We start from the raw sequence: 24,542 nt of genomic DNA, 5'->3' as shown, positions 1-24,542 counted from the left end.
ATGCTGGCCAAGATGCTCGGCGAGTTCGCGTACGAGGAGCTGATCACCCCCGTCGAGACCCCCGGCGGCTACCTGCTCGAACTGCCCACCGCCGACTACCGCTTCCGGGCCCGCCGGGGCGCGTACGGCAGCTGGCAGGTCGACCCGGCCTCGCTGGCGGCCCCCGCCGACCCGCTGCTCTTCCTCCGGCAGGCCCACCGCACCCTCGGGATCGGCGGCGACACCCTCGGCCACCTGCTGCGCGAGCTCACCACCACCCTGCTCGCCGACGCCCACCAGCTCGCCACCGAACTCACCGCCGCCGAACTCGCCGACCTCGGTCACACCGAGCTGGAGGGCCGCCAGACCGGCCACCCCTGGATCGTCCCCAACAAGGGCCGGGTCGGCTTCTCCGCCCAGGACACCGCCCGCTGGACGCCCGAGGCCCGTACACCGCAGCGGCTGCCCTGGCTGGCCGTGCACCGCAGCCTCGCCGAGTACCGGGGCGATCCGGAGCTCTACGCCCAGGAGCTGGACAGCCCCGAGACCTTCCGCGCCGTGCTCGGCGAGCGCGCCGACGAGTACCTTCTGCTGCCCGTCCACCCCTGGCAGTGGGACGAGGTGGTGGTACCGCTCTTCGCCCCCTGGATCGCCTCCGGCGAGATCGTGCCGCTGCCCAGCGACGGCGACCTGCGACTGCCGCAGCAGTCCATCCGCAGCTTCTTCAACCTCAGCCGGCCCGAGCGCTGCACCGTCAAACTGCCGCTCGCCATCCTCAACACCCTGGTCTGGCGCGGCCTCCCCACCGAACGCACCCTCGCCGCCCCCGCCGTCACTGCCTGGATCCACGGCCTGCGCGACAACGACCCCTTCCTGCGCGACGAGTGCCGGGTGATCCTGCTCGGCGAGATCGCCTCCGTGACGGTGGACCACCCGCACTACCGCGAACTGCCCGAGGTGCCCTACCAGTACAAGGAACTGCTCGGCGCGATCTGGCGCGAACCGCTCGGCCGCCACCTGCTGCCCGGCGAACGCGCCCGCACGCTCGCCGCGCTGCTCCAGACCGGCTCCGACGGCCGTGCCCTCGTCGCCGAACTCGTCGACCGCTCCGGCCTGCCCGCCCGGGACTGGCTGCGCCGCCTCTTCGCCGTGCTGCTCCCGCCGCTGCTGCACTTCCTCTACCGCTACGGCACCGCCTTCTCCCCGCACGGCGAGAACGCCATCGTGGTCTTCGACTCCCAGGACGCGCCCACCCGGCTCGCCGTCAAGGACTTCGTCGACGACGTCAACATCAGCGACCAGCCCCTGCCCGAACTCGCCGACCTGCCCGAGGAGATCAGCGGCGTCCTGCTCCGCGAAGTGCCCGCCGGGCTCTGCCAGTTCCTGCACTCCGGGCTCTTCGTCGGCGTCTTCCGCTACCTCGCCCCGCTCTTCGAGCAGCAGCTCGGCCTCCCCGAGCACGAGTTCTGGACGCTGCTCGCCGAACGCGTCCGGGCCCACCAGCGGCGATTCCCCGAGCTCGCCGACCGGTACCGGCTCTTCGACCTCTTCACCCCCCGGATCGACCGGCTCTGCCTCAACCGCAACCGGCTGCTGCTCGACGGCTACCGCGACCGCCCGCACCGCCCGCACGCCGCCGTGCACGGAGAGATCGACAACCCCCTGAGCCCAGGCGCCCCGGCGCCCGTGCCGGTGCAGCGGGACCGGATTGTCACCCCCGCGCCGTAGGGTGGGAGGGCCATGACGAACGACTCCGAACCCCAGCCCCTGCCCGGCACCCCCGAGGCCCCGGCGAGCGTCCCACGGGCCCAGCTGCCCGAGCTGCTGCACGCCGCCGTCACCGCCGTCGGCGGCGTCGAACGACCCGGCCAGGTCGCGATGGCCGAGGCCGTCGCCGACGCCGTCGACTCCGGCGAGCACCTGCTCGTGCAGGCCGGCACCGGCACCGGGAAGTCCCTCGCCTACCTCGTCCCCGCGCTCGCGCACGGCGACCGGGTGGTCGTCGCCACGGCGACGCTCGCCCTCCAACGCCAGCTCGTGCAGCGGGACTTGCCCCGGACGGTCGACGCACTGCACCCCGTGCTGCGCCGCCGCCCGCTCTTCGCCATGCTCAAGGGCCGCTCCAACTACCTCTGCCTGCACCGCGCCAACGAGGGCACGCCGAGCGACGAGGGCGAGGGCCTGTTCGACCCGGTGGACGCCCTCGGCGGTCCCACCGGCAAGCTCGGCAAGGACGTGCTGCGGCTGCGCGAGTGGGCCGAGGAGACCGAGACGGGCGACCGCGACGACCTCTCGCCCGGTGTCTCCGACAAGGCCTGGGCGCAGCTCGCCGTCACCTCCAAGGAGTGCCTCGGCGCGAGCCGCTGCGCCTACGGGCAGGAGTGCTTCGCCGAGCAGGCCCGGGAGCGGGCCAAGCTGGCGGACGTCGTGGTCACCAACCACGCGATGCTGGCGATCGACGCGATCGAGGGCGCGCCGGTGCTCCCCGAGCACGCGATGCTGATCGTCGACGAGGCGCACGAGCTGGTCAACCGCGTCACCGGCGCGGCCACCGCCGAGCTCACCGTCGGCGCCGTCAACCGCGCCGTCCGGCGGGCCGCCAAGCTCGCCAACGAGAAGGCGGTGGACGCCCTCCAGGCCGCCGCCGAGAGCTACCACGGCCTGATGGAGACGGCGCAGCCCGGCCGGGTCGAGGAGCTGCCCGAGTACCTGGTCTACGCCGTCTCGGCGATCCGCGACGCCGCCCGCCAGGTGATCACCTCGCTCGGCGAGACGCGCGACAAGGGCCTCTCCGACGAGGAGGCGGTGCGCAAGCAGGCGATGGCCTACGCCGAGACGCTGCACGAGACGACGGAGCGGCTGCTCGCCGGGTCGGCGTACGACGTGGTATGGATCGAGCGCAGTGACCGCTTCGGCCCCGGCACCGCCTCGCTGCGCGTCGCCCCGCTGAACGTCGCGGGTCTGCTGCGGGAGGCCCTCTACAAGGAGCGCTCGGTCGTCCTGACCTCGGCGACGCTCAAGCTCGGCGGCGACTTCAACGGCGTCGCCGCCTCGGTCGGCCTCCCCGGCGAGGGCCGGCTGCCGGACACCCGCAGCGCGGGCGAGCCCGAGCGGGAGGAGGGCGAGGACGCGCCGCCGTACTGGCGCGGCATCGACGTCGGCTCACCCTTCTCCTACGGCAAGCAGGGCATCCTGTACGTCGCCAAGCACCTCCCGCCGCCCGGCCGGGAGCCGGACCGGCCGGAGATGCTGGACGAGCTGGCGGAGCTGATCGGGGCGGCCGGGGGCCGTACGCTCGGGCTGTTCTCCTCGATGCGGGCCGCCCAGGCGGCGGCGGAGGCGATGCGCGAGCGCCTCGACAACCGCATCCTGCTCCAGGGCGAGGACACCCTCGGCGAGCTGATCCGGGAGTTCGCCTCGGACGCCGAGACCTGCCTCTTCGGCACCCTCTCGCTCTGGCAGGGCGTCGACGTGCCGGGTTCGGCCTGCCAGCTGGTCGTGATGGACCGCATCCCCTTCCCCCGCCCCGACGACCCGCTGATGAGCGCCCGGCAGAAGGCGGTCGAGGAGGGCGGCGGCAACGGCTTCATGGCCGTCGCGGCCACCCACGCGGCGCTGCTGATGGCGCAGGGCGCCGGCCGCCTGGTCCGCGCCACCGACGACCGGGGCGTGGTCGCCGTCCTCGACCCGCGGCTCGCGACGGCCCGGTACGGCGGCTTCTTCCGGTCCTCGATGCCGGACTTCTGGTACACCACCGACCGCAACCAGGTCCGCCGCTCGCTCGCCGCCATCGATGCGGCGGCGGCACCCGTCAGGGAGCGCTGAGCGCAGCAGGACCCAGCAGGGGCCCCGCGCCCCTGCTGGGTCCTGCTGCTGGGCCCTGGGCCCTGCGGTCCGCGTCAGAGCCGCCGCATGACCGCCACGACCTTGCCCAGGATGGTCGCGTTGTCGCCCGGGATGGGGTCGTACGCCGGGTTGTGCGGCATCAGCCAGATCCGGCCGTCCTCGCGCTTGAGGCGCTTGACCGTCGCCTCGCCGTCGATCATCGCGGCGACGATGTCGCCGTTCTCGGCGACGGGCTGGCGCCGGACGGTCACGTAGTCGCCGTCGCAGATGGCCGCCTCGATCATCGAGTCGCCGCGCACGGTGAGCGCGAACAGCTCGCCGTCGCCGACGAGCTGACGCGGCAGCGGGAAGACGTCCTCGACCGTCTGCTCGGCCAGGATCGGGCCACCGGCGGCGATCCGGCCGACCAGCGGGACGTACGAGGTGGAGGGGCGCCCGGCGGCCTCGGCGGTGTTGGGGCGGGTGACCTCGACGCCGCGCACCTCGTAGGCGCGGGGGCGGTGCGGGTCGCGGCGGAGGAAGCCCTTGCGCTCCAGGGCCATCAGCTGGTGGGCGACGGAGGAGGTGCTGGAGAGGCCGACGGCCTGACCGATCTCCCGCATGCTCGGCGGGTACCCCCGGCGCTGGACGGAGTCCCGGATGACCTCGATGACGCGGCGCTGGCGCTCCGTCAGCCCCGCCTCGTCGGTGCGGATGCCGGGCGGGCGGCCCGGGAGGGCGCGGGCGGGGGCGCTCTGGCCGAGAGCGCCGTCGAGGGCGGCTGCGTGCTCGATCTGCTGGTCCGGGAGGCGGCCCGAGGAGTTCAGGGCGCCACCGGGCGAGCGGTGGTCTTCGCTGCGGCTCATGCTGTGGTCCACGCTCTGCTGGTCCATGGTGCGTGCCGAACGCTCCTGCACCGGGATGGAGTTGCTCTTGGCTTCTACGGTGTTCACTGGCTGCCCCTCTTTAGACAGGCGTTCTCCCTCTTGTTCAGCTCAACTGGCGCCCCTATCGAAAGGTTGCGCCAAACACACGTTCGAGTGAATTATTCAGGAGTCGGCTGACTTCGATCAAGGCTTTGGTGTACATCGCTTAAATGTTCGAGTCGGATGCGACGCGTGGAGTCTATTTCACACGCGGTGACTTTTTCGACCCGAACCGGCGTGGCGCCCCCCATGGGCCTAGATCTTGTGCCAGTCTCCCCGTTTGAGCCCACAGGTTGTGTCCGGTAGGCTGCTCAAGTCCGTCGCCATGCTGTCCGCTAGGGAGTCTCCAAGGTGCACTGCCCCTTCTGTCGGCACCCTGACAGTCGCGTTGTGGACAGCCGCGCGAGCGACGACGGCAGCTCGATCCGCCGCCGTCGCCAGTGCCCCGACTGCAGTCGCCGATTCACCACGGTGGAGACGGCGACGCTGATGGTCATCAAGCGCAGTGGCGTCACCGAGCCGTTCTCCCGGGAGAAGGTGATCTCCGGCGTCCGCAAGGCCTGCCAGGGGCGCCCGGTCACCGAGGACGCGCTCGCTCAGCTCGGTCAGCGGGTCGAGGAGTGCGTGCGCGCGAGCGGCAGTGCAGAACTCTCGACTCACGACGTCGGACTGGCCATACTCGGTCCCCTGCGTGACCTCGACGTCGTCGCGTACCTGAGGTTCGCCTCGGTGTACCGGGCGTTCGACGATCTCGAAGACTTCGAGGCCGCCATCGCGGAACTCCGCACCGAGCGGCCTCTCCCCGTGGCGGACGGCGCCAAGCTGCCCGTCCCCGCGAACGCGCCCTGACGGGCACGTAGCGCAACACCAGCCCCGCCAGGGCGCTCACGCGCGCCCGAAAACAGGGCATAAACACCACATACCGTGCGTTATGGCCGACATCTCCGGCTGTGCGCACAGCCAGCAACGCAGCGCCCCTAGCGAACGTGGGGTGCTGAGGGTTCGCCCAGGAGGAGCAGAAGTGACAGACACGACGAGCGGTGCCGCGCGCGGGTCGAAGTCCGACAAGTCCGCCAAGGGAGCCGGCAAGGCCGCCCCGAAGGGTGGCCTGCGGATCGAGCGCATCTACACCACCCCTGGCGTCCACCCCTACGACCAGGTGACGTGGGAGCGGCGCGACGTCGTCATGACCAACTGGCGTGACGGCTCGATCAACTTCGAGCAGCGCGGCGTCGAGTTCCCCGACTTCTGGTCGGTCAACGCAGTCAACATCGTCACCTCGAAGTACTTCCGTGGCGCGGTCGGCACCCCGCAGCGCGAGTGGAGCCTCAAGCAGATCATCGACCGCGTGGTGCTCACCTACCGCGCCGCCGGTGAGAAGAACGGTTACTTCACCACCGCGGACGACGCCGAGATCTTCGAGCACGAGCTGACCCACGCCCTCCTCCACCAGGTCTTCAGCTTCAACTCGCCGGTCTGGTTCAACGTCGGCACCAAGCAGCCCCAGCAGGTCTCCGCCTGCTTCATCCTGGCCGTCGACGACTCCATGGAGTCGATCCTCGACTGGTACAAGGAAGAGGGCATGATCTTCAAGGGCGGCTCCGGCGCCGGCCTGAACCTCTCCCGCATCCGCTCCTCCAAGGAGCTGCTCTCCTCCGGCGGCAACGCCTCCGGCCCGGTCTCCTTCATGCGCGGCGCCGACGCCTCCGCCGGGACGATCAAGTCCGGTGGCGCGACCCGCCGTGCGGCCAAGATGGTCGTGCTGGACGTCGACCACCCGGACGTCGAGGCCTTCATCGAGACCAAGGTGAAGGAGGAGGAAAAGATCCGCGCCCTGCGCGACGCGGGCTTCGACATGGACCTCGGCGGCGACGACATCGCCTCCGTCCAGTACCAGAACGCCAACAACTCCGTCCGCGTCTCGGACGAGTTCATGACGGCGGTCGAGAACGGCACCGAGTTCGGCCTGCGCGCCCGGATGACCGGCGAGGTCATCGAGACCATCGACGCGAAGAAGCTCTTCCGCAAGATGGCCGAGGCCGCCTGGGCCTGCGCCGACCCGGGCATCCAGTACGACTCGACGATCAACCACTGGCACACCTGCCCGGAGTCCGGCCGCATCAACGCGTCCAACCCCTGCTCCGAGTACATGCACCTGGACAACTCCAGCTGCAACCTCGCCTCGCTCAACCTCATGAAGTTCCTCCGCGACGACGACTCGTTCGACGCCGAGCGCTTCGCCAAGGTCGTCGAGCTGGTCATCACCGCGATGGACATCTCGATCTGCTTCGCCGACTTCCCGACCGAGAAGATCGGCGAGACGACCCGCGCGTACCGCCAGCTCGGCATCGGCTATGCCAACCTCGGCGCGCTGCTGATGGCCACCGGCCACGCGTACGACTCCGAGGGCGGCCGTGCCCTGGCCGGTGCCATCACCTCGCTGATGACCGGCACCGCCTACCGCCGTGGCGCCGAGCTGGCCGGCGTGGTCGGCCCGTACGACGGCTACGCCCGCAACGCCGAGCCGCACCAGCGGGTCATGCAGCAGCACGCGGACGCCAACGCCGCCAACGTCGCGGTGGACGACCTGGATGCCCCCGTCTGGGCCGCCGCCACCGAGACCTGGGGCGAGGTGCTGCGCCTCGGCGCCGAGCACGGCTTCCGCAACGCGCAGGCCTCGGTGCTCGCCCCGACCGGCACCATCGGCCTGATGATGGACTGCGACACCACCGGCGTCGAGCCCGACCTCGCACTGGTCAAGTTCAAGAAGCTCGTCGGCGGCGGCTCGATGCAGATCGTCAACGGCACCGTGCCGCGCGCGCTGAAGCGCCTCGGCTACCAGGACGAGCAGATCGAGGCGGTCGTCGCCCACATCGCCGAGCACGGCAACGTCGTCGGCGCGCCGGGCCTCAAGCCCGCGCACTTCGAGGTGTTCGACTGCGCGATGGGCGAGCGGGTCATCTCCGCGATGGGCCACGTGCGGATGATGGCGGCGATCCAGCCGTGGATCTCCGGCGCCATCTCCAAGACCGTCAACATGCCGGAGAGCGCGTCCGTCGAGGAGATCGAGGAGATCTACTTCGAGGCGTGGAAGCTCGGCGTCAAGGCGCTCGCGATCTACCGCGACAACTGCAAGGTCGGCCAGCCGCTCTCGGCCAAGACCAAGGCCCCGGCGGCCGTGGTCGCCGAGAAGACCGCGCCGGTCGTCGAGAAGGTCGTCGAGTACCGCCCCGTCCGCAAGCGCCTCCCGAAGGGCCGCCCCGGCATCACGACCTCCTTCACGGTCGGCGGCGCCGAGGGCTACATGACGGCCAACTCCTACCCGGACGACGGCCTCGGCGAGGTCTTCCTGAAGATGTCCAAGCAGGGCTCGACCCTCGCGGGCATGATGGACGCCTTCTCCATCGCGGTCTCGGTCGGCATGCAGTACGGCGTGCCGCTGGAGACGTACGTCTCCAAGTTCACCAACATGCGGTTCGAGCCGGCCGGTCTGACCGACGACCCGGACGTGCGGATGGCGCAGTCGATCGTCGACTACATCTTCCGCCGCCTGGCGCTGGACTTCCTGCCCTTCGAGACCCGCTCGGCGCTCGGCATCCACTCGGTCGAGGAGCGTCAGCGCCACCTCGACACCGGCTCCTACGAGCCCATCGAGGATGAGCAGATGGACGTCGAGACGCTGGCGCAGTCGGCGCCCCGCGCGGTGACGCCGCCCGTCCGGCCGGCTCCCGAGAAGCCCAAGGCCGCCCCGGCCCAGGCCCACAACTCGACGGAGCTGATGGAGATCCAGCTCGGCCTCAACGCCGACGCTCCGCTCTGCTTCTCCTGCGGCACCAAGATGCGCCGCGCCGGCAGCTGCTACCTCTGCGAGGGCTGCGGCTCCACCAGCGGCTGCAGCTGAGCCTGCTCGGCTGACTGACTGATCGGGCGGGGCGAGGACCGGATGGTCCTCGCCCCGCTTTTTTCTGTCCCAAGTGTCAACTTTGGTTGACAGGCGTGCAGCGTCAACCTATGTTGACAGTATGAGCGAGACCAAGCAGCTCGCGGCTGACGCGAGCAGTCGAGACCCGGCGGTGGGCCTGCGGGCCGTCCGGGCGTTGCGGGATCTGGCGGACCGGCTGGAGGAGCTCCAGGTCGGGAACGCACGCGGTCAGGGCTGGTCCTGGCAGGAGATTGCGGTCTGCCTCGGCGTCAGCCGACAGGCCGTCCACAAGAAGTACGCCCGACGGGGCTTCGGGGCGGGAGAGGACTGACGATGTTCGAGCGGTTCAGTGACGGGGCACGGCGCGTGGTGGGGTGTGCGGCGGAGGAGGCGGCCAGGCTGCGGCACGACCACATCGGGACGGAGCACCTCCTGCTGGGGGTGCTCGGCCAGAGCGGCGATCCGGCGGCCGGGGTGCTGATCGAGGCCGGGCTCGACCTGGCGACGGCACGCGGGGTGGTGGCGAGGCTCCTCGGCGCTCCGCATCCGGAGATCGACGAGGCCGCGCTGGCGGCGATCGGGGTCGATCTGGAGGCCGTCCGGGGCGCGGTGGAGGCGACCTTCGGGGAGGGCGCGCTGGACGTCCGTGTCGAGGCGCCGAAACGGCGGCGACGGAATTCGGCCAGATTCACCGACCGGGCGAAGGACGTGATGTCGCTCTCGGTCCGGGCGGCGGCAGGGGAGGGGGAGGGGCGGATCGAAACCCGGCACCTGCTGCTCGGAGTGCTGCGCGAGGGGGGTGGGCTGGCCGTCCGGGTGCTGCGTGACCAGGGTCTCGATCTCGTGGAGGTCGAGCGGGCCGTGGCGGCCGTGCGCGGCTGATTCGCAGTCTGGGGTGCATGCGGAGCGTTCCGGGGCAACGACAGATCGTCAATTGTCCGGTTGAGCAAATGTGGTGAATGGATATTATCTGTTGACCGCGTGTACTGATCAACCGCCCGGAGCGCGCCCGCCGCATGTTTCGGGTGGTGGTGCGCTGCCGCATGCCCGCAGCCGCCGCCGGCCCCGAGGACCACTTGATGACAGCTCCCACGCGCCCCCTTCGCGGCGCGTTCCATCGCCCGAGGGGCAGCACACTGCCGTGGGCGGCAGCCGGGATCGTGGTCGGGGCCGGTGCGGGCGCCGCCGCCGTCGCCTCGACGGCCGAGGCCCACCGGGCCGCCGTCGCAGCGACCGTCGGCGGGGCGCTGATCCTCTGGAGCGTCCTCGTCGGCCTGGCCGCCGTCCAGGCCGCCCGCGCAGCCTGGACCCGGGAGGAGCTCGACACCCAGCGCGAGCGGGCCACCCGGGCCGACGCCCGGATCGAGGAGCTCCGCGCGGACCTCACCGCGACCCACACGGCCGCAGCCCACCTGCGGGCCGCCCTGGCCACCGCCCAGGCGGAGGCCGACGGCGCCCGGACCGACCTGGACACCGCCCGCGACGCCCTCGCGGCAGCCGAGGCCGAGACCGCCGAACTGCGGGTCGTCGCCGAGGAGGCCCGCGAGCAGCGCGAGCAACTCGACCGGCTCTCCACCGACATCCTGCCCGAGGTGGTCGCGGGCCTGCGTCGTGGCAGCTCCGTCGACACGGTCACCACCAGCTACCGCGATCTGGCCCACGCGATGCTGCTGCGCAACGTCGCCGAGGAGATCGGCAAGGGTGAGCGGCAGCGCGCCGCCGCGCTCGCGGTCTGCGCCACGGCGGCGGGCCGGGTCCAGGCCCTGGCCACGAGCATGCACGCGGAGCTGCGCGAGATGCAGCACCGGCACGGCGAGGACGTGCTCGGCGACCTGCTGAGCCTCGACCACGCCACCGCCCAGGCGGGCAGGATGGCCGACAGCATCGCGGTGCTCACCGGTGCCCGCTCGGGGCGGCGCTGGGCCAAGCCGATCGGCGTGGAGAGCATCCTGCGCGGTGCGCTGGGCCGGATCGGCGCGTACCAGCGGGTGCGGCTGCACTCCGCCAGCACGGCGGCCGTCGCCGGGTACGCGGCCGAGGGCGTGATGCACGCGCTGGCCGAACTGCTCGACAACGCCGCGAACTTCTCCGCCCCGCCCGCCGAGGTGCACGTCTACGTCGAGGAGGCCAACGCGGGCCTGGTGATCACCGTCGAGGACGGCGGCCTCGGGCTGAGCGACAGCTGGCTGCGGCGGGCCGAGCGGGCCGTCTCGCCGGAACCGCTCGATCTGACCGCGCTCTCGGCCGGCACCCGGATCGGGCTGGCGGTGGTCGGCGCCCTGGCTCGTAAGCACGGCCTGTCGATCTCCTTCCGCCCGTCCGCCCGGGGCGGCACGGGCGTGGTGGTGCTGATCCCGAGTCAGCTGATCACCCACCCGGAGCCGGCGATGGCGCCGACCACCGAGCCGGCCGCCGAGCCCACCTCCGAGCCGGCCACGGCCGGGGGACGGTCAGCGGCGCCCGCGGGGGCTCGCGCTCAGGCACGGACTCAGGCGCGGACTCAGCCACGCACCATCGAGGCCGTCCGGCCCGCGCCTGCGTCCGTTCCTGAGACTGAGACTGAGAGTGAGCCTGAGCCGACGTCAGAGCCATCCGGTGCCAACGGCCTGCCGCAGCGCCGCCGTGGGCAGACGCTCGCCTCAGCCCGGCCCACCCCGGGGGCGGGCACCACCACCGTCACCGCGCAGCCCGTGGCGGCGCAGCCCGTACGCGCCGATGCCGCCGTTGCGGCCGCCCGCTTCGGCGCTTTCCGCAGGGCCCTCCAGGCAGGGGCCAACACCAGCGGGTCCAACACTGGTGGGGCCGACACCGCTGGGTCCGACACCGCTGGGTCCGAAACCAACGACGCTCTCCCGAAGGATGAGTCCTGATGAGCAGCACCATCGACCGTGATCTCGACTGGCTGTTGGAGAACCTGCTGACCGCCACGCCAGGAGCCCGGCATGCCCTGGTGCTCTCGGCCGACGGCCTCAAGCTATGCCACACGGCGGCTCTGGACATCGACCAGGCGGACCAGTTGGCGGCGATCGCGTCAGGGATGCAGAGCCTCGCGCACGGCGCGTCGATCGAGTTCGGTGACCGGACGGGTGGCGTCCGGCAGTCGATGACGGAGTTCCACGGCGGCATCCTCTGCATCGTCGCTGCTGGCGAGGGCGCCCACCTCGCGGTGGTGACGGACGACGACGCGGACGTGGGCGTGGTCGGCCACAACATGCACGGCCTGATCGAGCAGATCGGCGCCTACCTGAGCGCCCCGCCCCGCGAGTTGGACGGCGTGGACGTGGGCGATGGTGCGGACGTGGGCGACGGCGTGGGCGCGGTGGCAGGCCGGATCGACGCTCCGAGCCCCGCATGAGCGAGGGGCGGGCGATGCCGGGGCGCGACGACGATCCGGAGCGTCTCTACACCGTCACCCGGGGGCGCAGCCGCCCGCCGGAGCACGCCTTCGACCTCGTCACGCTCATCGTGGCGGAGCGGGAGCCGGAGCCGGGGATGCAGTCCGAGCACGCCCGGATCCTGCAGATGTGCGCCGAGCCGACCGCCGTCGTGGAGATCGCGGCCGGTCTGGCACTGCCGGTGAGCGTGGTCAAGATCCTGCTCGGCGACCTGCTGGAGGCCGGGCGGATCACCGCCCGGCACCCGCGTTTCGCTCCGACCAAGGCTCGGCTGCCCGACCTCGACATGCTGAAGCAGGTGCTGCATGGCCTCGAACAACTCTGACACGGCCTTGCGGGAGGCCCGGCGGGGGTCGCCGTTGCGGAGCACGGCGGACAACGGGCTGAAGGTCGTCGTGGTGGGCGGGTTCGGGGTCGGGAAGACGACTCTGGTCGGTGCGGTGAGTGAGATCCGTCCGCTCAACACCGAGGAGACGATGACCAAGGCCGGTGAGGGCATCGACGACCCGTCGGCCTCCTGGGGCAAGCGGTCGACCACGGTCGCCTTCGACTTCGGCCGGATCACGCTCAACGACCGGAACGTGCTCTACCTCTTCGGTGCCCCCGGGCAGGAACGTTTCTGGTTCCTCTGGGACCGGCTGTTCAGCGGCGCGCTCGGCGCGGTCGTGCTGGTGGACACCCGACGGCTGGAGGAGTCCTGGTACGCGATCGACCGACTGGAGCACCACGGCACCCCGTTCGTCGTGGCCCGCAACAACTTCGAGGCGCCCGAGCACAGCCTGGCCGAGGTCCGTGCGGCGCTCGACCTCTCCGCCGACGTACCGCTGGTGGACTGCGACGCCCGGGACCGGGAGTCCAGCAAGCAGGTGCTGATCGAGTTGGTCCGGCACCTGCAGCGCCTTGCCGAGGCGGAACTCGCGTCCGCCGTCCCACCGCCCGTCCCCTTGCCAGTCTCTTTGCCCGTGCTGGTGTCCGCAGCCACGCCCGTAGCTGTGTCCGCAGCCGTGTCCGCAGCCGCCGTCGAACAGGAGATGACCCCGTGACCGAGCCCGCGACCCCGCCGCCGGGCTGCCCCGCGCACGCGGGCGCGACCCCGCTCTACGGCCCGCGCTTCCAGACCGACCCCGGCCAGCTCTACCAGGAGCTGCGGGAGACGCACGGCCCGGTGGCCCGGATCGAGCTGGCCGGGGGCGTCCCCGCCTGGCTGGTGATCGGCTACCGAGAGCTGCAGTTGGTGACCAGCCAGCCCAAGGTCTTCGGCCGGGACTCCACCCGGTGGAGCCAGTGGCCCGAGATCCCGGCGGACTGGCCGCTGAAGCCGATGATGGCTCCGGTGCCGTCCGTGCTCTACGCCGAGGGCGACGAGCACCAGCGCCGCAAGGGCGCGATCACCGACGCCCTCGCCGGGGTTGATCCGTACGAGCTGAAGAAGCACTGCGAGGAGATCGCCGACCGGCTGATCGACGAGTTCGCGGGCCGGGGTGAGGCGGAGCTCGTCGCCGAGTACGCCCACCGGATGCCGTTGCTCGTGCTCTGCCGCCTCTTCGGGCTGGGCGAGGACGAGGCGCCGGCGTTGATCCGGGGCCTGGTCGCGATGCTGGACGGTGGCCCCGACGCGCAGGCGGGCGCGCAGCAGCTGCTCGACAGCATGCTGGCGCTGGTGCGGGCCAAGCGTGAGCAGCCGGGCGCCGACATCACCTCGCGGATGCTGGAGCACGCCGCCGGGCTGTCGGACGAGGAGGTCATGCGCGACATGCGCGTGATCCTGATCGCCGGGCACCAGCCGTGCGCGTACTGGATCGCCAACGCCCTGCGGCTGATGCTGATGGACGAGCGCTTCGCCGCCTCGCTCTCGGGCGGTCGCCGGAGCATCGGCCAGGCGCTCTCCGAGGCGCTCTGGGAGGACACGCCGACGCAGATCTTCGCCGGCCGCTGGGCGACCCGGGACACCCAGCTGGGTGGGCAGCGGATCGCCGCCGGAGACATGGTGCTGCTCGGCTTCGCGGGCGCCAACACCGACCCGTCGGTCCGTCAGGCGAGCGGCGCCCCGGCAGAGGGCAACCGGGCGTACCTGAGCTTCTCGTACGGCCCGCACAGCTGCCCCTTCCCCGCGCAGGAGGCCGCCGAGGTGATCGCCGCGACGGCGATCGAGGTGCTGCTCGACCGCCTGCCCGACCTCCGGCTGGCCGTTGCCGAACACGCCCTGGTCTGGCGACCGTCGGCCTGGGTGCGGGCCCTGGTCTCGCTGCCGGTGGCCTTCACGCCCGGGTACGTGAGCTAGCTCGGACGACCTGACCTTGCCGGACCTGGCGTGGACGTTGCTGGATGTTGCCGGATGTTGCTGGAGCGACCTGAGGAGTACGAGATGACCGCCCCGATCATGATGGACCCGATGGCCCGTGACAACGCGGCCGAGGGCGCCCTGCTGCGCGCGGCCGGCCCGGTGGTGGCCGTCGAGCTGCTCGGCGGCGTCCGGGCCTGGGCGGTCACCCGGCATGCGGCGGCGCGTGACCTGCTGACGGACCATCGCCTGGTGAAGAGTGCCACCCGGTGGGCGGCGTACCAGCGGGGTGAGATCCCGAAGAGCTGGCCGTTGATCGGGCTGGCGGTGCCCGGCCCGAGCATGGTCACCACGGACGGGGCCGAGCACCGGCGCCTGCGCGCGATCGTCACGCAGGCGTTCACGCCGCGCCGGGTGGAGCTGATGCGGCCCCGGATCGAGGCGATCACCGCCGGTCTGCTGGACCGGGTCGCGGAAGCCGGGCCGGTGGTCGATCTCAAGACCGCGTTCGCCTTCCCGCTGCCGATGACGGTGATCGGCACGCTGCTCGGCGTCCCGGAGCGCGACCACGGGCACGTCCGGGAGCTGTACGAGCGGTTCTTCAGCAGCGTTGCGTCCGACGTGCAGGCGACGATCGCCGCGCTCAATGCCTTCGTCGGCGGTCTGGTCGAGCAGCGCCGGGCGCAGCCGGGCGATGATCTGATCAGCGCGTTGCTCGAGGCCGACGTGGAGGGCGGGGCGCTCAGCGACGCGGAGGCGGCGGCCACCCTCCGGGTGATCATCGCGGCCGGTCACGAGACCACCGTCAACCTGATCACCAGCGCCGTCCGCGCGCTGCTCGGCCACCCCGACCAGCTGGAGCTGGCTCGCTCGGGCGCGGTGCCGTGGACGGCGGTGGTCGAGGAGTCGCTCCGCTGGACGCCGCCGACCAGCAACTTCCTCTTCCGCTTCGCCGCCGAGGACATCAAGTACGAGGATGTGCTGATCCCGGAGGGCGACGCCGTCCTGATCTCCTACAACGCGCTGGGCCGCGACCCCGCGCAGCACGGCATCACGGCGGAGATCTTCGACATCACCCGCGAGCCCGCCCGCCACCTCTCTTTCGGCCACGGCCCGCACGCCTGCCCCGGGGCGCCGCTCGCGCGCTTGGAGGCCGCCGTCGCGCTCCCCGCGCTCTTCGACCGCTTCCCTGCGCTCTCCCTGGCCGTCAGGGACGACGAACTGGTGCCCAACCCCACGATGGCGGTCAACAGCCTGCGGGCCCTGCCCGTCCGGTTCTGAGCCAGGTGTCGGGGTTGTGCAGGTAGCGGTGTGGGGGGTTTGAGACCGGAGAGTGCGGGACGGGCAATATAGGGCGAACGGGGACCTTGGCGTGGGAAGGGGCCTGCGTTAGCGTCTTCAACTCAGCCCGGGTTGGGTACGGATCGCTCTCAGGTACAGCGCAGTCTTGTTCCGTCTTACTGCTGGCATGTCATGCCCTGGCACGGAGGACCGAATTGACTCTCCCTTCACCCGCGATCGAAGGTCGCCGATGATCACCAGTCATTCCCGGAGAAGCAGGACCCGGCCGCTGCTCGCAGCCTCGGCCGTCCTGGCGCTCTCTCTGGTCGCCGCCTGCTCGAACAGTTCAAGCACCTCCTCCCCGACCGGCTCGGCCGCGGCCCTGACCGGTGACTGTGCCAAGTACCAGCCGTACGCCGGGCACGCCGGGACGAAGGTCACGATGTACGCCTCGATCCTCAGCCCGGAGTCGGACTCGCTGGAGAAGTCCTGGTCCGAGTTCAGTTCCTGTACGGGCATCAAGATCTCGTACGAGGGGGCCAACGACTTCGAGTCCCAACTCCAGGTGCGGGTCAGCGGTGGCAACGCGCCCGACTTCGCGATCATCCCGCAACCGGGCCTGCTGGCCCAGATGGTGAAGACCGGCAAGGTCGTGAAGCCACCGGCCGAGACGGTGGCCAACGAGGGCAAGTGGAGCCCGGTCTGGAAGACCTACGGCTCGGTCAACGGCACCTTCTACGCAGCGCCGATGAGCGCCAACATGAAATCCCTGGTCTGGTACTCGCCGAAGTACTTCAAGCAGGCCGGTTACACGGTGCCGAAGACCTGGGCCGAGCTGACCGCGCTCAGCGAGAAGATCGCGGGTGCCGGGGGCGGCAGCAAGCCGTGGTGCGGCGGCATCGGCTCCGGGACGGCGACGGGCTGGCCGGCCACCGACTGGCTCGAGGAGGTCGTGCTCGGTTCGTACGGGGGTGACGTCTACGACCAGTGGGTCAACCACCAGGTGAAGTTCAGCGACCCGAAGATCGCCGCCGCGATGCAGACCGTGGCCGGCTGGATGCAGAACCCGGCCTGGGTGAACGGCGGCTACGGCGATGTGAAGTCGATCGCCACCACCACCTTCCAGGACGCCGGGGCACCGATCCTCACCAACAAGTGCTGGATGCTCCAGCAGGCCTCCTTCTACCAGGCGCAGTGGGCCAAGGGCACCAACATCGGCCCGGACGGTGACATCTTCGCCTTCCACCTGCCGGCGGTGAACCCGTCGATCGCCAACCCGGTCGAAGGCGGCGGCGAGTTCCTTGCCGCGTTCTCGGACCGGCCCGAGGCCAAGGCGGTGCAGAACTACCTCTCCAGCGCGGAGTGGGCGAGCAGCCGGGTGAAGGTCTCCACCGGCTGGGTCTCCGCCAACCAGGGCGTGGACAAGAGCCTCTACACGGACCCGATCGACAAGCTCTCCGCCGACGCGCTGACCGACCCGACGGCGACCTTCCGCTTCGACGGCTCCGACCTGATGCCTGCCGCGATCGGCGCCGGGCAGGAGTGGAAGTCGCTGACGGCCTGGTTCGCCGAGGGCCAGTCGATCGCGAAGGTGGCGAGCGACATCGACAACGCCTGGCCGCAGTAGGGCTGTCGGGCGGTGCAGTGCGGTCCGACCGGGTGGTGCGGGTGTACGTGCTCGCGCCCGCGCCACCCGGTGCTCGGCTTCTGCGGTCCGGTGCTTCTCGCGTTCGGGGAAGAGAGGAGGAACGTATCTGATGACTACGGCTCTACCGCTCACAACTTCGCCCCCCAAGGCTCTGCTGGCCGATTCGACGTGGTCCGACGCGCTCGTCAAGCTCGACAACAGCCTCGTCGCGATCGTCGGGTTCCTGGGCATTCTGCTGGTGGTGTTCTATGTGGCGGGGCGCGCCACCGGTCGGCTCAGCCGACCCGTCGCCATCGGGGTGTTCCTGGGGCCCGCTGTGCTTCTGCTGATCATCGGGCTGGTCGCGCCGCTGATCCGCACCATCTATCTGAGCTTCTACAACGACGACTCCTCCCGCTTCCTGGGCGGCGGCAACTACGGCTGGGCCCTGACCGCCGGCTCGATCCACCAGGTGCTGCTCAACACGCTCCTCTGGCTGCTCGTCGCTCCACTCGCCGCCACCGGCCTGGGCCTGGTGCTGGCCCTTCTGGTCGAACGGATGAAACGTCAGGCGATCTACAAGTCACTGATCTTCATGCCGATGGCGGTCTCGCTGGTCGGCGCCAGCATCATCTGGAAGTTCGTCTACGAGGCCAAGGACCCTTCTCAGCCGCAGATCGGGCTGTTGAGCCAACTGGCCATCAGCCTGGGTTGGTCGCACCCGCCGAACTGGATGCTCTCGCACCCGTTGAACAACTTCCTGCTGATGGCCGTGATGGTCTGGGTGCAGACCGGCTTCGCCATGGTGGTGCTGTCGGCCGCGATCAAGGCCATCCCGGACGAGGTGACGGAGGCGGCCCGGCTGGACGGTGCCCGGGGGTTGCAACTCTTCTGGTTCGTGACGGTGCCGATGATCCGGACCACGCTGGTCGTCGTGCTCACCACCGTCATGATCACCACGCTGAAGGCGTTCGACATCGTCCGCACGATGACGGGCGGCAACTTCGGCACCCAGGTGCTGGCCAACGAGATGTACTCGCAGTCCTTCGTGCAGTTCAACGTCGGGCGGGGGAGTGCGCTAGCGGTGATCCTCTTCCTGGCCGTCTTGCCGCTGGTGGCCTACAACATCGTTCAGCTGCGCAAGGAGCGTGAGACCAGGTGAGCGACGGGGTGAGTGACAGGGGCAGCGGCGGGACGAGGGGCGGGACGAGGGGCGGGACGAGGGGCGGGGCGGCCGGTGGGGTGAGCGAGGCGGTTGTCCGGCCGGGCAAGGCTGTCCGGAAGTCCTTCAGTAGCCCGCTCGGCTCGGTGTTCGTGATCGCTGTGACGGTGCTCTGGACGATCCCCACCTTCGGCCTCCTCGCGACCTCGCTACGGCCCAAGCAGGACGTCACGGACAGCGGCTGGTGGGAGGTCTTCGCCCATCCGAACCTGATCCTCTCGAACTACCACACGGTGCTCTTCGAGGGCGGATTCGGCGTCAGCGGCGGGTTGATGCCCTATCTGGTGAACTCGCTCGCCATCAGCATCCCGGCGACGGTTTTCCCGCTGCTCATCGCGGCGATGGCCGCCTACGCCCTGGCGTGGGTCCGGTTCAGGGGCAGTGACACGGTCTTCTTCGTGATCTTCGCTCTTCAAGTGGTGCCGTTGCAGATGGCGTTGATCCCGTTGCTGCAACTGTTCTCAGGCGGTGCCCATCTCGGTGGGATGACCGTCATCCCGGCCTTCGACCTGCACGGCACCTACGCGCCGGTCTGGCTGGCGCACACCATGTTCGCCCTGCCGCTCGCGACCTTCCTGCTGCACAACTTCATCTCGCAGCTGCCACGCGACCTGATGGAGGCAGCCGTGGTCGACGGGGCGTCGCACTTCACCATCTTCCGTGCCATCGTGCTCCCGCTCTGCACGCCGGCTCTCGCCTCCTTCGCGATCTTCGAGTTCCTCTGGGTCTGGAACGACCTCCTCGTCGCGTTGACCTTCGCAGGTGGCACCCCCGAGGTCGCCCCGATGACCGTCCGGCTCGCCCAGCTCTCCGGCTCGTTCGGTGGGCGGTGGGAACTGCTCACCGCCGGAGCCTTCCTCTCGCTGATCGTCCCGCTGCTCGTCTTCTTCGGGCTCCAGCGGTACTTCGTCAAGGGGCTGCTGGCCGGGTCGGTGAAGGGGTGAAGGGGTGAGGCGGTAGGGGAGTCGGGTGCTGCGTACGGCTCGGAGCCGGTCTTCCGGCCGGCCCGAGCCGTACGCACACTGTGTGCCGTGTGTGCCGTGTGCGCCGTCAGGTTGGGCGCGCCGTCACATGCCTGATCGTCACACGATGGGTAGTCGAACGGCGTTCAGCGTCAGTGGACCATGACGGCCGGGCCCTCGGAGGCCAGGTCGCCAGGCTTGGCCTTGATGGCGAACACGGCCACCAGCAGGGCGACCCCGGCGAGCGAGGCACCGACGATGAACGCCTGGCCTATGCCGTGTGCCAGCGCCTCGTTGTACCAGCTCGTGCCGAGCGGGAACTGGTGCGTGGTGTTGAACTCGGCCTTCTGCTGGGGTGTCGCGTGCGCCAGGAAGTCCGGCACCTTCTGGGTGGCCTCGCTGCGGACGGCCGAGGCGAAGACCGTGGTCAGGATCGAGAGGCCGAGTGAACCACCGATCTGCTGCATGGAGTTCAGCAGACCGGAGGCCGCGCCGGTCTCGTGCGCCGCCACCCCTGCCACCGCGAGCAGCATCACCGGGACGAACACCAGGCCCATGCCGAAGCCGAAGATCACGGTGGGGCCGAGCACCCCGGTGGTGTAGCTGCTGTCGGCGCTGGTCTGGGTGAGCCAGGTCAGGCCGATCGTGACCAGCAGTGCGCCGCCTGCCATGAACGGCTTGGGGCCGTACTTGGCCTGGAAGGCGGAGGCGAGCTGGGCGGCGATGATGATCGCGACGCTGATCGGCAGGAAGGCCACACCGGCCTTCAGCGGGCTGTAGCCCAGCACCCGCTGCACGAAGATCGTGACGTAGAAGAAGATGCCGAACATGGCGGCCGCCAGGCAGAGCATCATCACCAGGCCGCCGGTGCGGTTCCGGTTGGAGAAGAGGTGCAGCGGGGTGATCGGCTGCGCGGTGCGTCGCTCGATGACCAGGAAGGCCAGCACGAGCAGGGCACCGACGACGAACGAACCGATCGTCAGCGAGTCGCTCCAGCCGTCCGAGGCGGCCCGGATGAAGCCGTAGACCAGGGAGACCAGACCGAGGGTCGAGGCCAGTGCCCCGGGCAGGTCGAACCGACCCTCCTGGCGCTTCGACTCGTTGATGTACAGCGGCGCGGCGACGGCGATCAGGATGGCGATCGGCACGTTGACGAAGAACACCCAACGCCAGTTCAGGTACTCGGTGAGCAGCCCGCCGGCCAGCAGGCCGATGGCTGCCCCGGAGCCCGCGACGGCCGAGAAGACCCCGAAGGCCCGGTTGCGGTCCGGCCCCTCCTCGAAGTTGGTCGCGATCAGGGCGAAGGCCGTCGGTGAACAGATCGCGCCACCGATGCCCTGCAGCGCCCGCGCAGCGAGCAACATGTTGGAGTCCTGGGCGAAGCCGCCGAGCAGCGAGGCGAAGCCGAAGAGCAGCACGCCGGCGATGAACACCCGGCGCCGTCCGAGGATGTCGCCTGCCCGGCCGCCGAGCAGTAGCAGGCCGCCGAAGGTCAGGGTGTAGGCGTTGATGACCCAGGAGAGGCTGGTGTCGGAGAACTTGAGCGCGTCCTGGATGTGGGGAAGCGCGATGTTCACGATCGTGGCGTCGAGCACGACCATGAGCTGCGTCGCCGCGATGACAGCGAGGGCGAAGCCCTTGTACTGCCCTCGGCGGGCCTGAGGTGGTGAGGTCTTGGTGAGTGTTTTCGAGATAGCCATGTTGTCCCCCTGCTGGCTATTGGTACTGGTAGCGGTAGGTGCCGGATCTCCCCGTGCGCCGTGCCGCAGCCGTTTTGAAGGAACGGCTGCGTTCACTAAGATGGACACTACCCGGTGGAGGATTGTGAACGCAAGCGTTCTTTAAGGTTGATGATGATGAATCAGATCGCGTGGAGCCAGGGGGCGGACGGCGACATGGCGGCCGTTCCCCCGAGGTGCGCTGTGCCGGGTGAGGCGGACTGTGAGGCGAGTGGTGTGGCGAGTGGCGAGTGGTGTGGCGAGTGATGCGGTGAGCGGCGTGGTGACTGGTGCCGAGGGCGGACCGTCGCGGAGACGGGGCAAGGCCCTGGAAGCCGCCATCTTCGACGCCGCCCTTGAGCAGCTCACGTCCGGCGGGTTTGCGCGGATGACCATGGAAGGCATCGCCGGTGCGGCCCAGACGGGCAAGGCCGCGCTGTACCGGCGCTGGACGTCGAAGGCCGATCTGATCATCGACGCCCTCGGATCCACTCTGCCACCCCCTGCGCAGGTGCCCGACCTCGGGTCCGTGCGAAGCGAGTTGCTGCAGCTCATCGAGGGGTACGGCGCCGCCATGGAGTCCCGGGCGGGGAGCGCGATGCGTGCCCTGATGGCCGAGCTGGACCACGAACGGACCCGGGAGTTCAAGGACTTCCTCACCGAACGGGTGATCCGCCCGTCGACGTCCGCCATGCTGGACATCCTCCGACGCGGTGAACTCCGCGGCGACGTCCGGCCCGGTGCCGCCACCAGCCTCGTCGCCGACGTCGCCCCGGCGATGCTGATGTACCGGGCCAAGGTCTGCGAAGGTGCCCTCGACCCCGGATTCTGCACCTCACTGGTCGACGAGGTGCTCATCCCGATGGTCCGCCCGTAACCCCGCTTGGGGCCCCGTCCGTAGCCCCGCCCGTGGCTGTGGGCGGCCCTCGAGCAGCCCCCGGTAGGACGTACGCTGGACTCGCCCGCCGATGACGGGCCCCAGCCCGTGCGACCGCTGCCGCCGCCGAGACCCTGCCGAAGGACCGTTGATGCCGTACGACCCCCCGACCCACTCGGTCGAGCGCTCGCTGCGCCGGGCCGGGGCCCAGCTGGTGGTCGGGCTGGACGAGGTCGGGCGCGGCGCCTGGGCGGGGCCGGTCACGGTCGGCGCTGCGGTGACCGGGCTGCGCAAGCCGCCGGAGGGTCTTACCGACTCCAAACTCCTCACCGAGCGCCGCCGTGACGCACTGGCCCCGGTGCTGGCCGACTGGGTCCTCGCCTACGCACTGGGCCACGCCTCGCCCGAGGAGTGCGACGAACTCGGCATGACCGCCGCCCTGCGGCTGGCGGCACTGCGCGCGCTGGAGGCGCTCCCCGTCCGTCCGGACGCTGTGATCCTCGACGGCAAGCACGACTACCTCGGCGGCCCGTGGCGGGTCCGCACCGTGATCAAGGGTGACCAGTCCTGTGTCTGCGTCTCCGCCGCCTCGGTGCTCGCCAAGGTGCACCGTGACGGCATGATGGCCGACATCGGGGCCGACCTCCCCGCGTACGGCTTCGCCGAGAACGCCGGCTACCCCTCGCCCGTGCACCGGGCAGCGCTCGACGAGTACGGTCCGACCGAGCACCACCGACTCTCCTGGGCCTACCTCGATGCGCTGCCGAAGTGGAGCCATTTGAAGCGTGGGCGGGCTCTGCCGAGTCAGGATGAGCAGCTGTCCCTCGGTTTCTGACGGCCTGTCCCCCACCTGCTGTGTTCAAAAGGTGGGGTGCCCGTGCGCATTCGGCTGGCATTTGATAGATATTCGGGCATGCCTGCCTTCCCCGAGGAGCCGGAGATTCACGAGAGTATCCCGGGCCCCGGCGTTCCCTTCCCCCGCGAGTCGGACGCACACGCCCCCCGTACGCCTGCCGTCGGCAGCGCGCCCCCCGTCCCCGTCAAGCCTTCCGCCCCGAGCGCAGCCGTGCCCGGACCCCGGCCGGCACCCCCACGCGCCCCTCGGCCGGGACCGCCCCCGAGGCCGGCCCAGCCGCCCAAGCCCGGCCCCGCCCCCCAGCGCCCCGCCGTGACCGTCCAACTGGTGCCCTCGTCCGTCCTCGACGCGGTCGAACGGGCCGACGACACGGTCGACTCGCTCCTGGAGGCCGGCCGTCGCCCGGAGGACGTCTTGGTGCTGACCGTCGGCGAGCCGCACCCTTGGCAGCAGCACGAGCTCTCCTTCGGTGAGGCGGGCTACTGGGCCCAGCTCACCGAAGGCGGTGACGTGTTCTACGCGGACGCCGCAACGGCGCGCCCGCTGCGCCGCGAGGTCGTCGTCCTGGTCGTCAACGACAGCGGCGCCGCGCGCGTCGAACGGGCGGTGAAGAAGGCGTTCGACCACGTCGGCGCGCTGCTCGTGGTCTGCGGCGAGGCCGACCGAGTGCGCCCGCTGCTCCCAGCCGGGAGCCGACCCGTCCCGGCCTGACGAGAACCCTGACGAGAACCTTGTCGGTGGCACCTGGCGCGCCGAAGCCCGGAAATCCTGGAGATCCCGGAGCTTCGGCCTGCCGGGTGCTTCGTCGTATCGGCGGGTGACAGCCATCACCGGTCGGCTCAGGTCAGTTCCGGTTGGCGAGGGTCAGCGCGTGGCGGTGCGGCGGAGGGTGTCCCGCGAGGCGACGGCGATCGGCCGCCAGACCCGTTCCTCGGCAGGCTCGCGGGTGCTGCGCGGGGCCAGCTCCGTGACGGTGTGGACCGGGCCGTCCGCCCAGGAGTCGGAGTGCGGATTGCGCCCGCGTCGGCCGTCGCCGAGCGAGTGCCAGCCGGCCGGCGTCAGTGCGATGTAGGAACCGCAGCGCAGCCCGTGCAGCATCGCGGCGTCGCGCAGCGCCCACATCCAGGCGCCGTCCTGGTCGGTCCAGTCGGCGGATCCCTCGCGGCAGCGGAGCAGCACAGCCGTCCGGACGGGAGCGCTGAGCCGCAGGTCGTGCGGAGTGACCTGGCGGAGGTGGGCGAGGATCGCGTTGCGGTGTTGCCAGCCGTCGTCGGTGTGCGGGCGGGCCGAGAACGAGGCGGACGCCGACACGTGGTGCTCGGCGTCGAGCACGGCGACGACCGTGGTGCCGGGCTGGGGGAGATGCCGCTGGTGCAGCTCGCTGACGAACTCCCTGGGGGCCCGCAGCAGCGGGACTCCGGAGTCCGCCCAGTTCTCCAGGCTGATCGTCCGCTTCCGGGCCGGGGAGAACTGACCTTGGTCGATGCCGTTGATCACGATCCTCCTTTCCCGACCCGCAGGGCGCGCGGGCACGTGCGTACGCCGAAGGACAGGTCTGTCGGACCGGTCTCGGGGTACGGTCCAATTCTCGGGTCAGAAGACCCCGACCGGCAACGATGAAATGATGAACGCCGCCCGAAAGTCGCTGTTCTGTCAGATATATTCCACTCC

General features: G+C 70.5%; 21 protein-coding genes and 1 pseudogene. 19 read left to right on the top strand and 3 right to left on the bottom strand.

The genetic code is table 11. The features are described 5' to 3' along the window. Together ACR68M_RS09465 and ACR68M_RS09460 are read left to right on the top strand one after the other, a co-directional pair. A complete protein-coding gene (locus ACR68M_RS09465) occupies positions 1-1,707 on the top strand; it encodes an IucA/IucC family protein (RefSeq protein WP_441251560.1) in 1,707 nt (568 codons plus the stop codon). Between the two features lie 12 nt (positions 1,708-1,719). Then, on the top strand, positions 1,720-3,804 hold the full coding sequence (locus tag ACR68M_RS09460) for an ATP-dependent DNA helicase (protein ID WP_441249998.1): 2,085 nt from the start codon (positions 1,720-1,722) through the stop codon (positions 3,802-3,804). 74 nt (positions 3,805-3,878) lie between these two features. On the opposite strand, the gene lexA is transcribed toward ACR68M_RS09460, so the two are convergent. Beyond that, on the bottom strand, positions 3,879-4,697 hold the full coding sequence (gene lexA / locus ACR68M_RS09455; protein WP_441251559.1) for a transcriptional repressor LexA: 819 nt from the start codon (positions 4,695-4,697) through the stop codon (positions 3,879-3,881). 384 nt (positions 4,698-5,081) lie between these two features. On the opposite strand from lexA, the gene nrdR reads away from it, so the two are divergent. The 14 genes and pseudogenes from nrdR (at position 5,082) to ACR68M_RS09385 (ending at position 19,402) form a co-directional block, all read left to right on the top strand. Next, positions 5,082-5,579 (top strand): transcriptional regulator NrdR, encoded by a 498-nt coding sequence (gene nrdR, locus ACR68M_RS09450; RefSeq protein ID WP_441249997.1) that lies wholly within the window; start codon positions 5,082-5,084, stop codon positions 5,577-5,579. A 172-nt stretch (positions 5,580-5,751) separates the two neighbouring features. Beyond that, the gene (locus ACR68M_RS09445; RefSeq protein ID WP_441249996.1) at positions 5,752-8,631 is read left to right on the top strand and encodes a vitamin B12-dependent ribonucleotide reductase; all 2,880 of its coding nucleotides are present in this window, start codon (positions 5,752-5,754) and stop codon (positions 8,629-8,631) included. Positions 8,632-8,752: 121 nt separating this feature from the next. Next, positions 8,753-8,983, top strand: a complete 231-nt coding sequence (locus ACR68M_RS09440) for an RNA polymerase subunit sigma-70 (RefSeq protein WP_441249995.1) — start codon at positions 8,753-8,755, stop codon at positions 8,981-8,983. Positions 8,984-8,985: 2 nt separating this feature from the next. Then, positions 8,986-9,129: pseudogene (locus ACR68M_RS09435) on the top strand (Clp protease N-terminal domain-containing protein); the annotation flags it as partial. 234 nt (positions 9,130-9,363) lie between these two features. Beyond that, positions 9,364-9,534, top strand: a complete 171-nt coding sequence (locus ACR68M_RS09430; RefSeq protein ID WP_441251558.1) for a Clp protease N-terminal domain-containing protein — start codon at positions 9,364-9,366, stop codon at positions 9,532-9,534. 197 nt (positions 9,535-9,731) lie between these two features. Beyond that, entirely contained in the window at positions 9,732-11,522 is a 1,791-nt protein-coding gene (locus ACR68M_RS09425; protein WP_441249994.1) for a sensor histidine kinase, read from the top strand. Beyond that, the gene (locus ACR68M_RS09420; RefSeq protein WP_441249993.1) at positions 11,522-12,007 is read left to right on the top strand and encodes a roadblock/LC7 domain-containing protein; all 486 of its coding nucleotides are present in this window, start codon (positions 11,522-11,524) and stop codon (positions 12,005-12,007) included. Before ACR68M_RS09425 ends, ACR68M_RS09420 begins: the two co-directional genes overlap by 1 nt. Positions 12,008-12,021: 14 nt before the next feature. Further along, entirely contained in the window at positions 12,022-12,372 is a 351-nt protein-coding gene (locus ACR68M_RS09415; protein WP_441249992.1) for a DUF742 domain-containing protein, read from the top strand. Next, entirely contained in the window at positions 12,353-13,090 is a 738-nt protein-coding gene (locus ACR68M_RS09410; RefSeq protein WP_441249991.1) for a GTP-binding protein, read from the top strand. The genes ACR68M_RS09415 and ACR68M_RS09410 overlap by 20 nt, the downstream gene beginning before the upstream one ends. Beyond that, complete coding sequence (locus tag ACR68M_RS09405; RefSeq protein ID WP_441249990.1) at positions 13,087-14,328, top strand: cytochrome P450; 1,242 nt, start codon at positions 13,087-13,089, stop codon at positions 14,326-14,328. Before ACR68M_RS09410 ends, ACR68M_RS09405 begins: the two co-directional genes overlap by 4 nt. A gap of 84 nt (positions 14,329-14,412) precedes the next feature. Continuing rightward, on the top strand, positions 14,413-15,609 hold the full coding sequence (locus ACR68M_RS09400) for a cytochrome P450 family protein (RefSeq protein ID WP_441249989.1): 1,197 nt from the start codon (positions 14,413-14,415) through the stop codon (positions 15,607-15,609). A gap of 250 nt (positions 15,610-15,859) precedes the next feature. Next, positions 15,860-17,236, top strand: coding sequence for an ABC transporter substrate-binding protein (locus ACR68M_RS09395; protein WP_441249988.1), 1,377 nt, complete (start codon positions 15,860-15,862; stop codon positions 17,234-17,236). A 130-nt stretch (positions 17,237-17,366) separates the two neighbouring features. Next, the gene (locus tag ACR68M_RS09390; protein ID WP_441249987.1) at positions 17,367-18,398 is read left to right on the top strand and encodes a carbohydrate ABC transporter permease; all 1,032 of its coding nucleotides are present in this window, start codon (positions 17,367-17,369) and stop codon (positions 18,396-18,398) included. A gap of 80 nt (positions 18,399-18,478) precedes the next feature. Next, positions 18,479-19,402, top strand: coding sequence for a carbohydrate ABC transporter permease (locus ACR68M_RS09385; RefSeq protein ID WP_441249986.1), 924 nt, complete (start codon positions 18,479-18,481; stop codon positions 19,400-19,402). A gap of 170 nt (positions 19,403-19,572) precedes the next feature. On the opposite strand, the gene ACR68M_RS09380 is transcribed toward ACR68M_RS09385, so the two are convergent. Continuing rightward, a complete protein-coding gene (locus tag ACR68M_RS09380) occupies positions 19,573-21,120 on the bottom strand; it encodes an MFS transporter (protein ID WP_441249985.1) in 1,548 nt (515 codons plus the stop codon). Positions 21,121-21,526: 406 nt separating this feature from the next. Here ACR68M_RS09380 and ACR68M_RS09375 point away from each other — a divergent pair, with 406 nt between their 5' ends. From ACR68M_RS09375 to ACR68M_RS09365, 3 genes are all read left to right on the top strand, one after another. Continuing rightward, complete coding sequence (locus ACR68M_RS09375; protein ID WP_441249984.1) at positions 21,527-22,015, top strand: TetR/AcrR family transcriptional regulator C-terminal ligand-binding domain-containing protein; 489 nt, start codon at positions 21,527-21,529, stop codon at positions 22,013-22,015. A 151-nt stretch (positions 22,016-22,166) separates the two neighbouring features. Continuing rightward, positions 22,167-22,850, top strand: coding sequence for a ribonuclease HII (locus ACR68M_RS09370; RefSeq protein ID WP_441249983.1), 684 nt, complete (start codon positions 22,167-22,169; stop codon positions 22,848-22,850). 333 nt (positions 22,851-23,183) lie between these two features. Continuing rightward, positions 23,184-23,582, top strand: a complete 399-nt coding sequence (locus ACR68M_RS09365) for a hypothetical protein (protein WP_441249982.1) — start codon at positions 23,184-23,186, stop codon at positions 23,580-23,582. Between the two features lie 153 nt (positions 23,583-23,735). On the opposite strand, the gene ACR68M_RS09360 is transcribed toward ACR68M_RS09365, so the two are convergent. Then, positions 23,736-24,356 (bottom strand): hypothetical protein, encoded by a 621-nt coding sequence (locus ACR68M_RS09360; RefSeq protein WP_441251557.1) that lies wholly within the window; start codon positions 24,354-24,356, stop codon positions 23,736-23,738. Positions 24,357-24,542: the final 186 nt, after the last annotated feature.

This window comes from Kitasatospora sp. McL0602 (assembly GCF_052076145.1).
Taxonomy (GTDB): domain Bacteria; phylum Actinomycetota; class Actinomycetes; order Streptomycetales; family Streptomycetaceae; genus Kitasatospora.
This window is presented reverse-complemented; position numbering and strand designations above follow the sequence as displayed.

Bases quoted from the DNA above. Each gene is read 5' to 3' on its own strand.
- ACR68M_RS09380 (WP_441249985.1), bottom strand. From the start codon at position 21,120: ATGGCTATCTCGAAAACACTCACCAAGACCTCACCACCTCAGGCCCGC.
- ACR68M_RS09415 (WP_441249992.1), top strand. From the start codon at position 12,022: ATGCCGGGGCGCGACGACGATCCGGAGCGTCTCTACACCGTCACCCGG.
- ACR68M_RS09460 (WP_441249998.1), top strand. From the start codon at position 1,720: ATGACGAACGACTCCGAACCCCAGCCCCTGCCCGGCACCCCCGAGGCC.
- ACR68M_RS09410 (WP_441249991.1), top strand. From the start codon at position 12,353: ATGGCCTCGAACAACTCTGACACGGCCTTGCGGGAGGCCCGGCGGGGG.
- ACR68M_RS09430 (WP_441251558.1), top strand. From the start codon at position 9,364: ATGTCGCTCTCGGTCCGGGCGGCGGCAGGGGAGGGGGAGGGGCGGATC.
- ACR68M_RS09420 (WP_441249993.1), top strand. From the start codon at position 11,522: ATGAGCAGCACCATCGACCGTGATCTCGACTGGCTGTTGGAGAACCTG.
- ACR68M_RS09440 (WP_441249995.1), top strand. From the start codon at position 8,753: ATGAGCGAGACCAAGCAGCTCGCGGCTGACGCGAGCAGTCGAGACCCG.
- ACR68M_RS09375 (WP_441249984.1), top strand. From the start codon at position 21,527: ATGACCATGGAAGGCATCGCCGGTGCGGCCCAGACGGGCAAGGCCGCG.
- ACR68M_RS09390 (WP_441249987.1), top strand. From the start codon at position 17,367: ATGACTACGGCTCTACCGCTCACAACTTCGCCCCCCAAGGCTCTGCTG.
- lexA (WP_441251559.1), bottom strand. From the start codon at position 4,697: ATGGACCAGCAGAGCGTGGACCACAGCATGAGCCGCAGCGAAGACCAC.
- ACR68M_RS09370 (WP_441249983.1), top strand. From the start codon at position 22,167: ATGCCGTACGACCCCCCGACCCACTCGGTCGAGCGCTCGCTGCGCCGG.
- ACR68M_RS09465 (WP_441251560.1), top strand. From the start codon at position 1: ATGCTGGCCAAGATGCTCGGCGAGTTCGCGTACGAGGAGCTGATCACC.
- ACR68M_RS09395 (WP_441249988.1), top strand. From the start codon at position 15,860: ATGATCACCAGTCATTCCCGGAGAAGCAGGACCCGGCCGCTGCTCGCA.
- ACR68M_RS09425 (WP_441249994.1), top strand. From the start codon at position 9,732: ATGACAGCTCCCACGCGCCCCCTTCGCGGCGCGTTCCATCGCCCGAGG.
- ACR68M_RS09400 (WP_441249989.1), top strand. From the start codon at position 14,413: ATGACCGCCCCGATCATGATGGACCCGATGGCCCGTGACAACGCGGCC.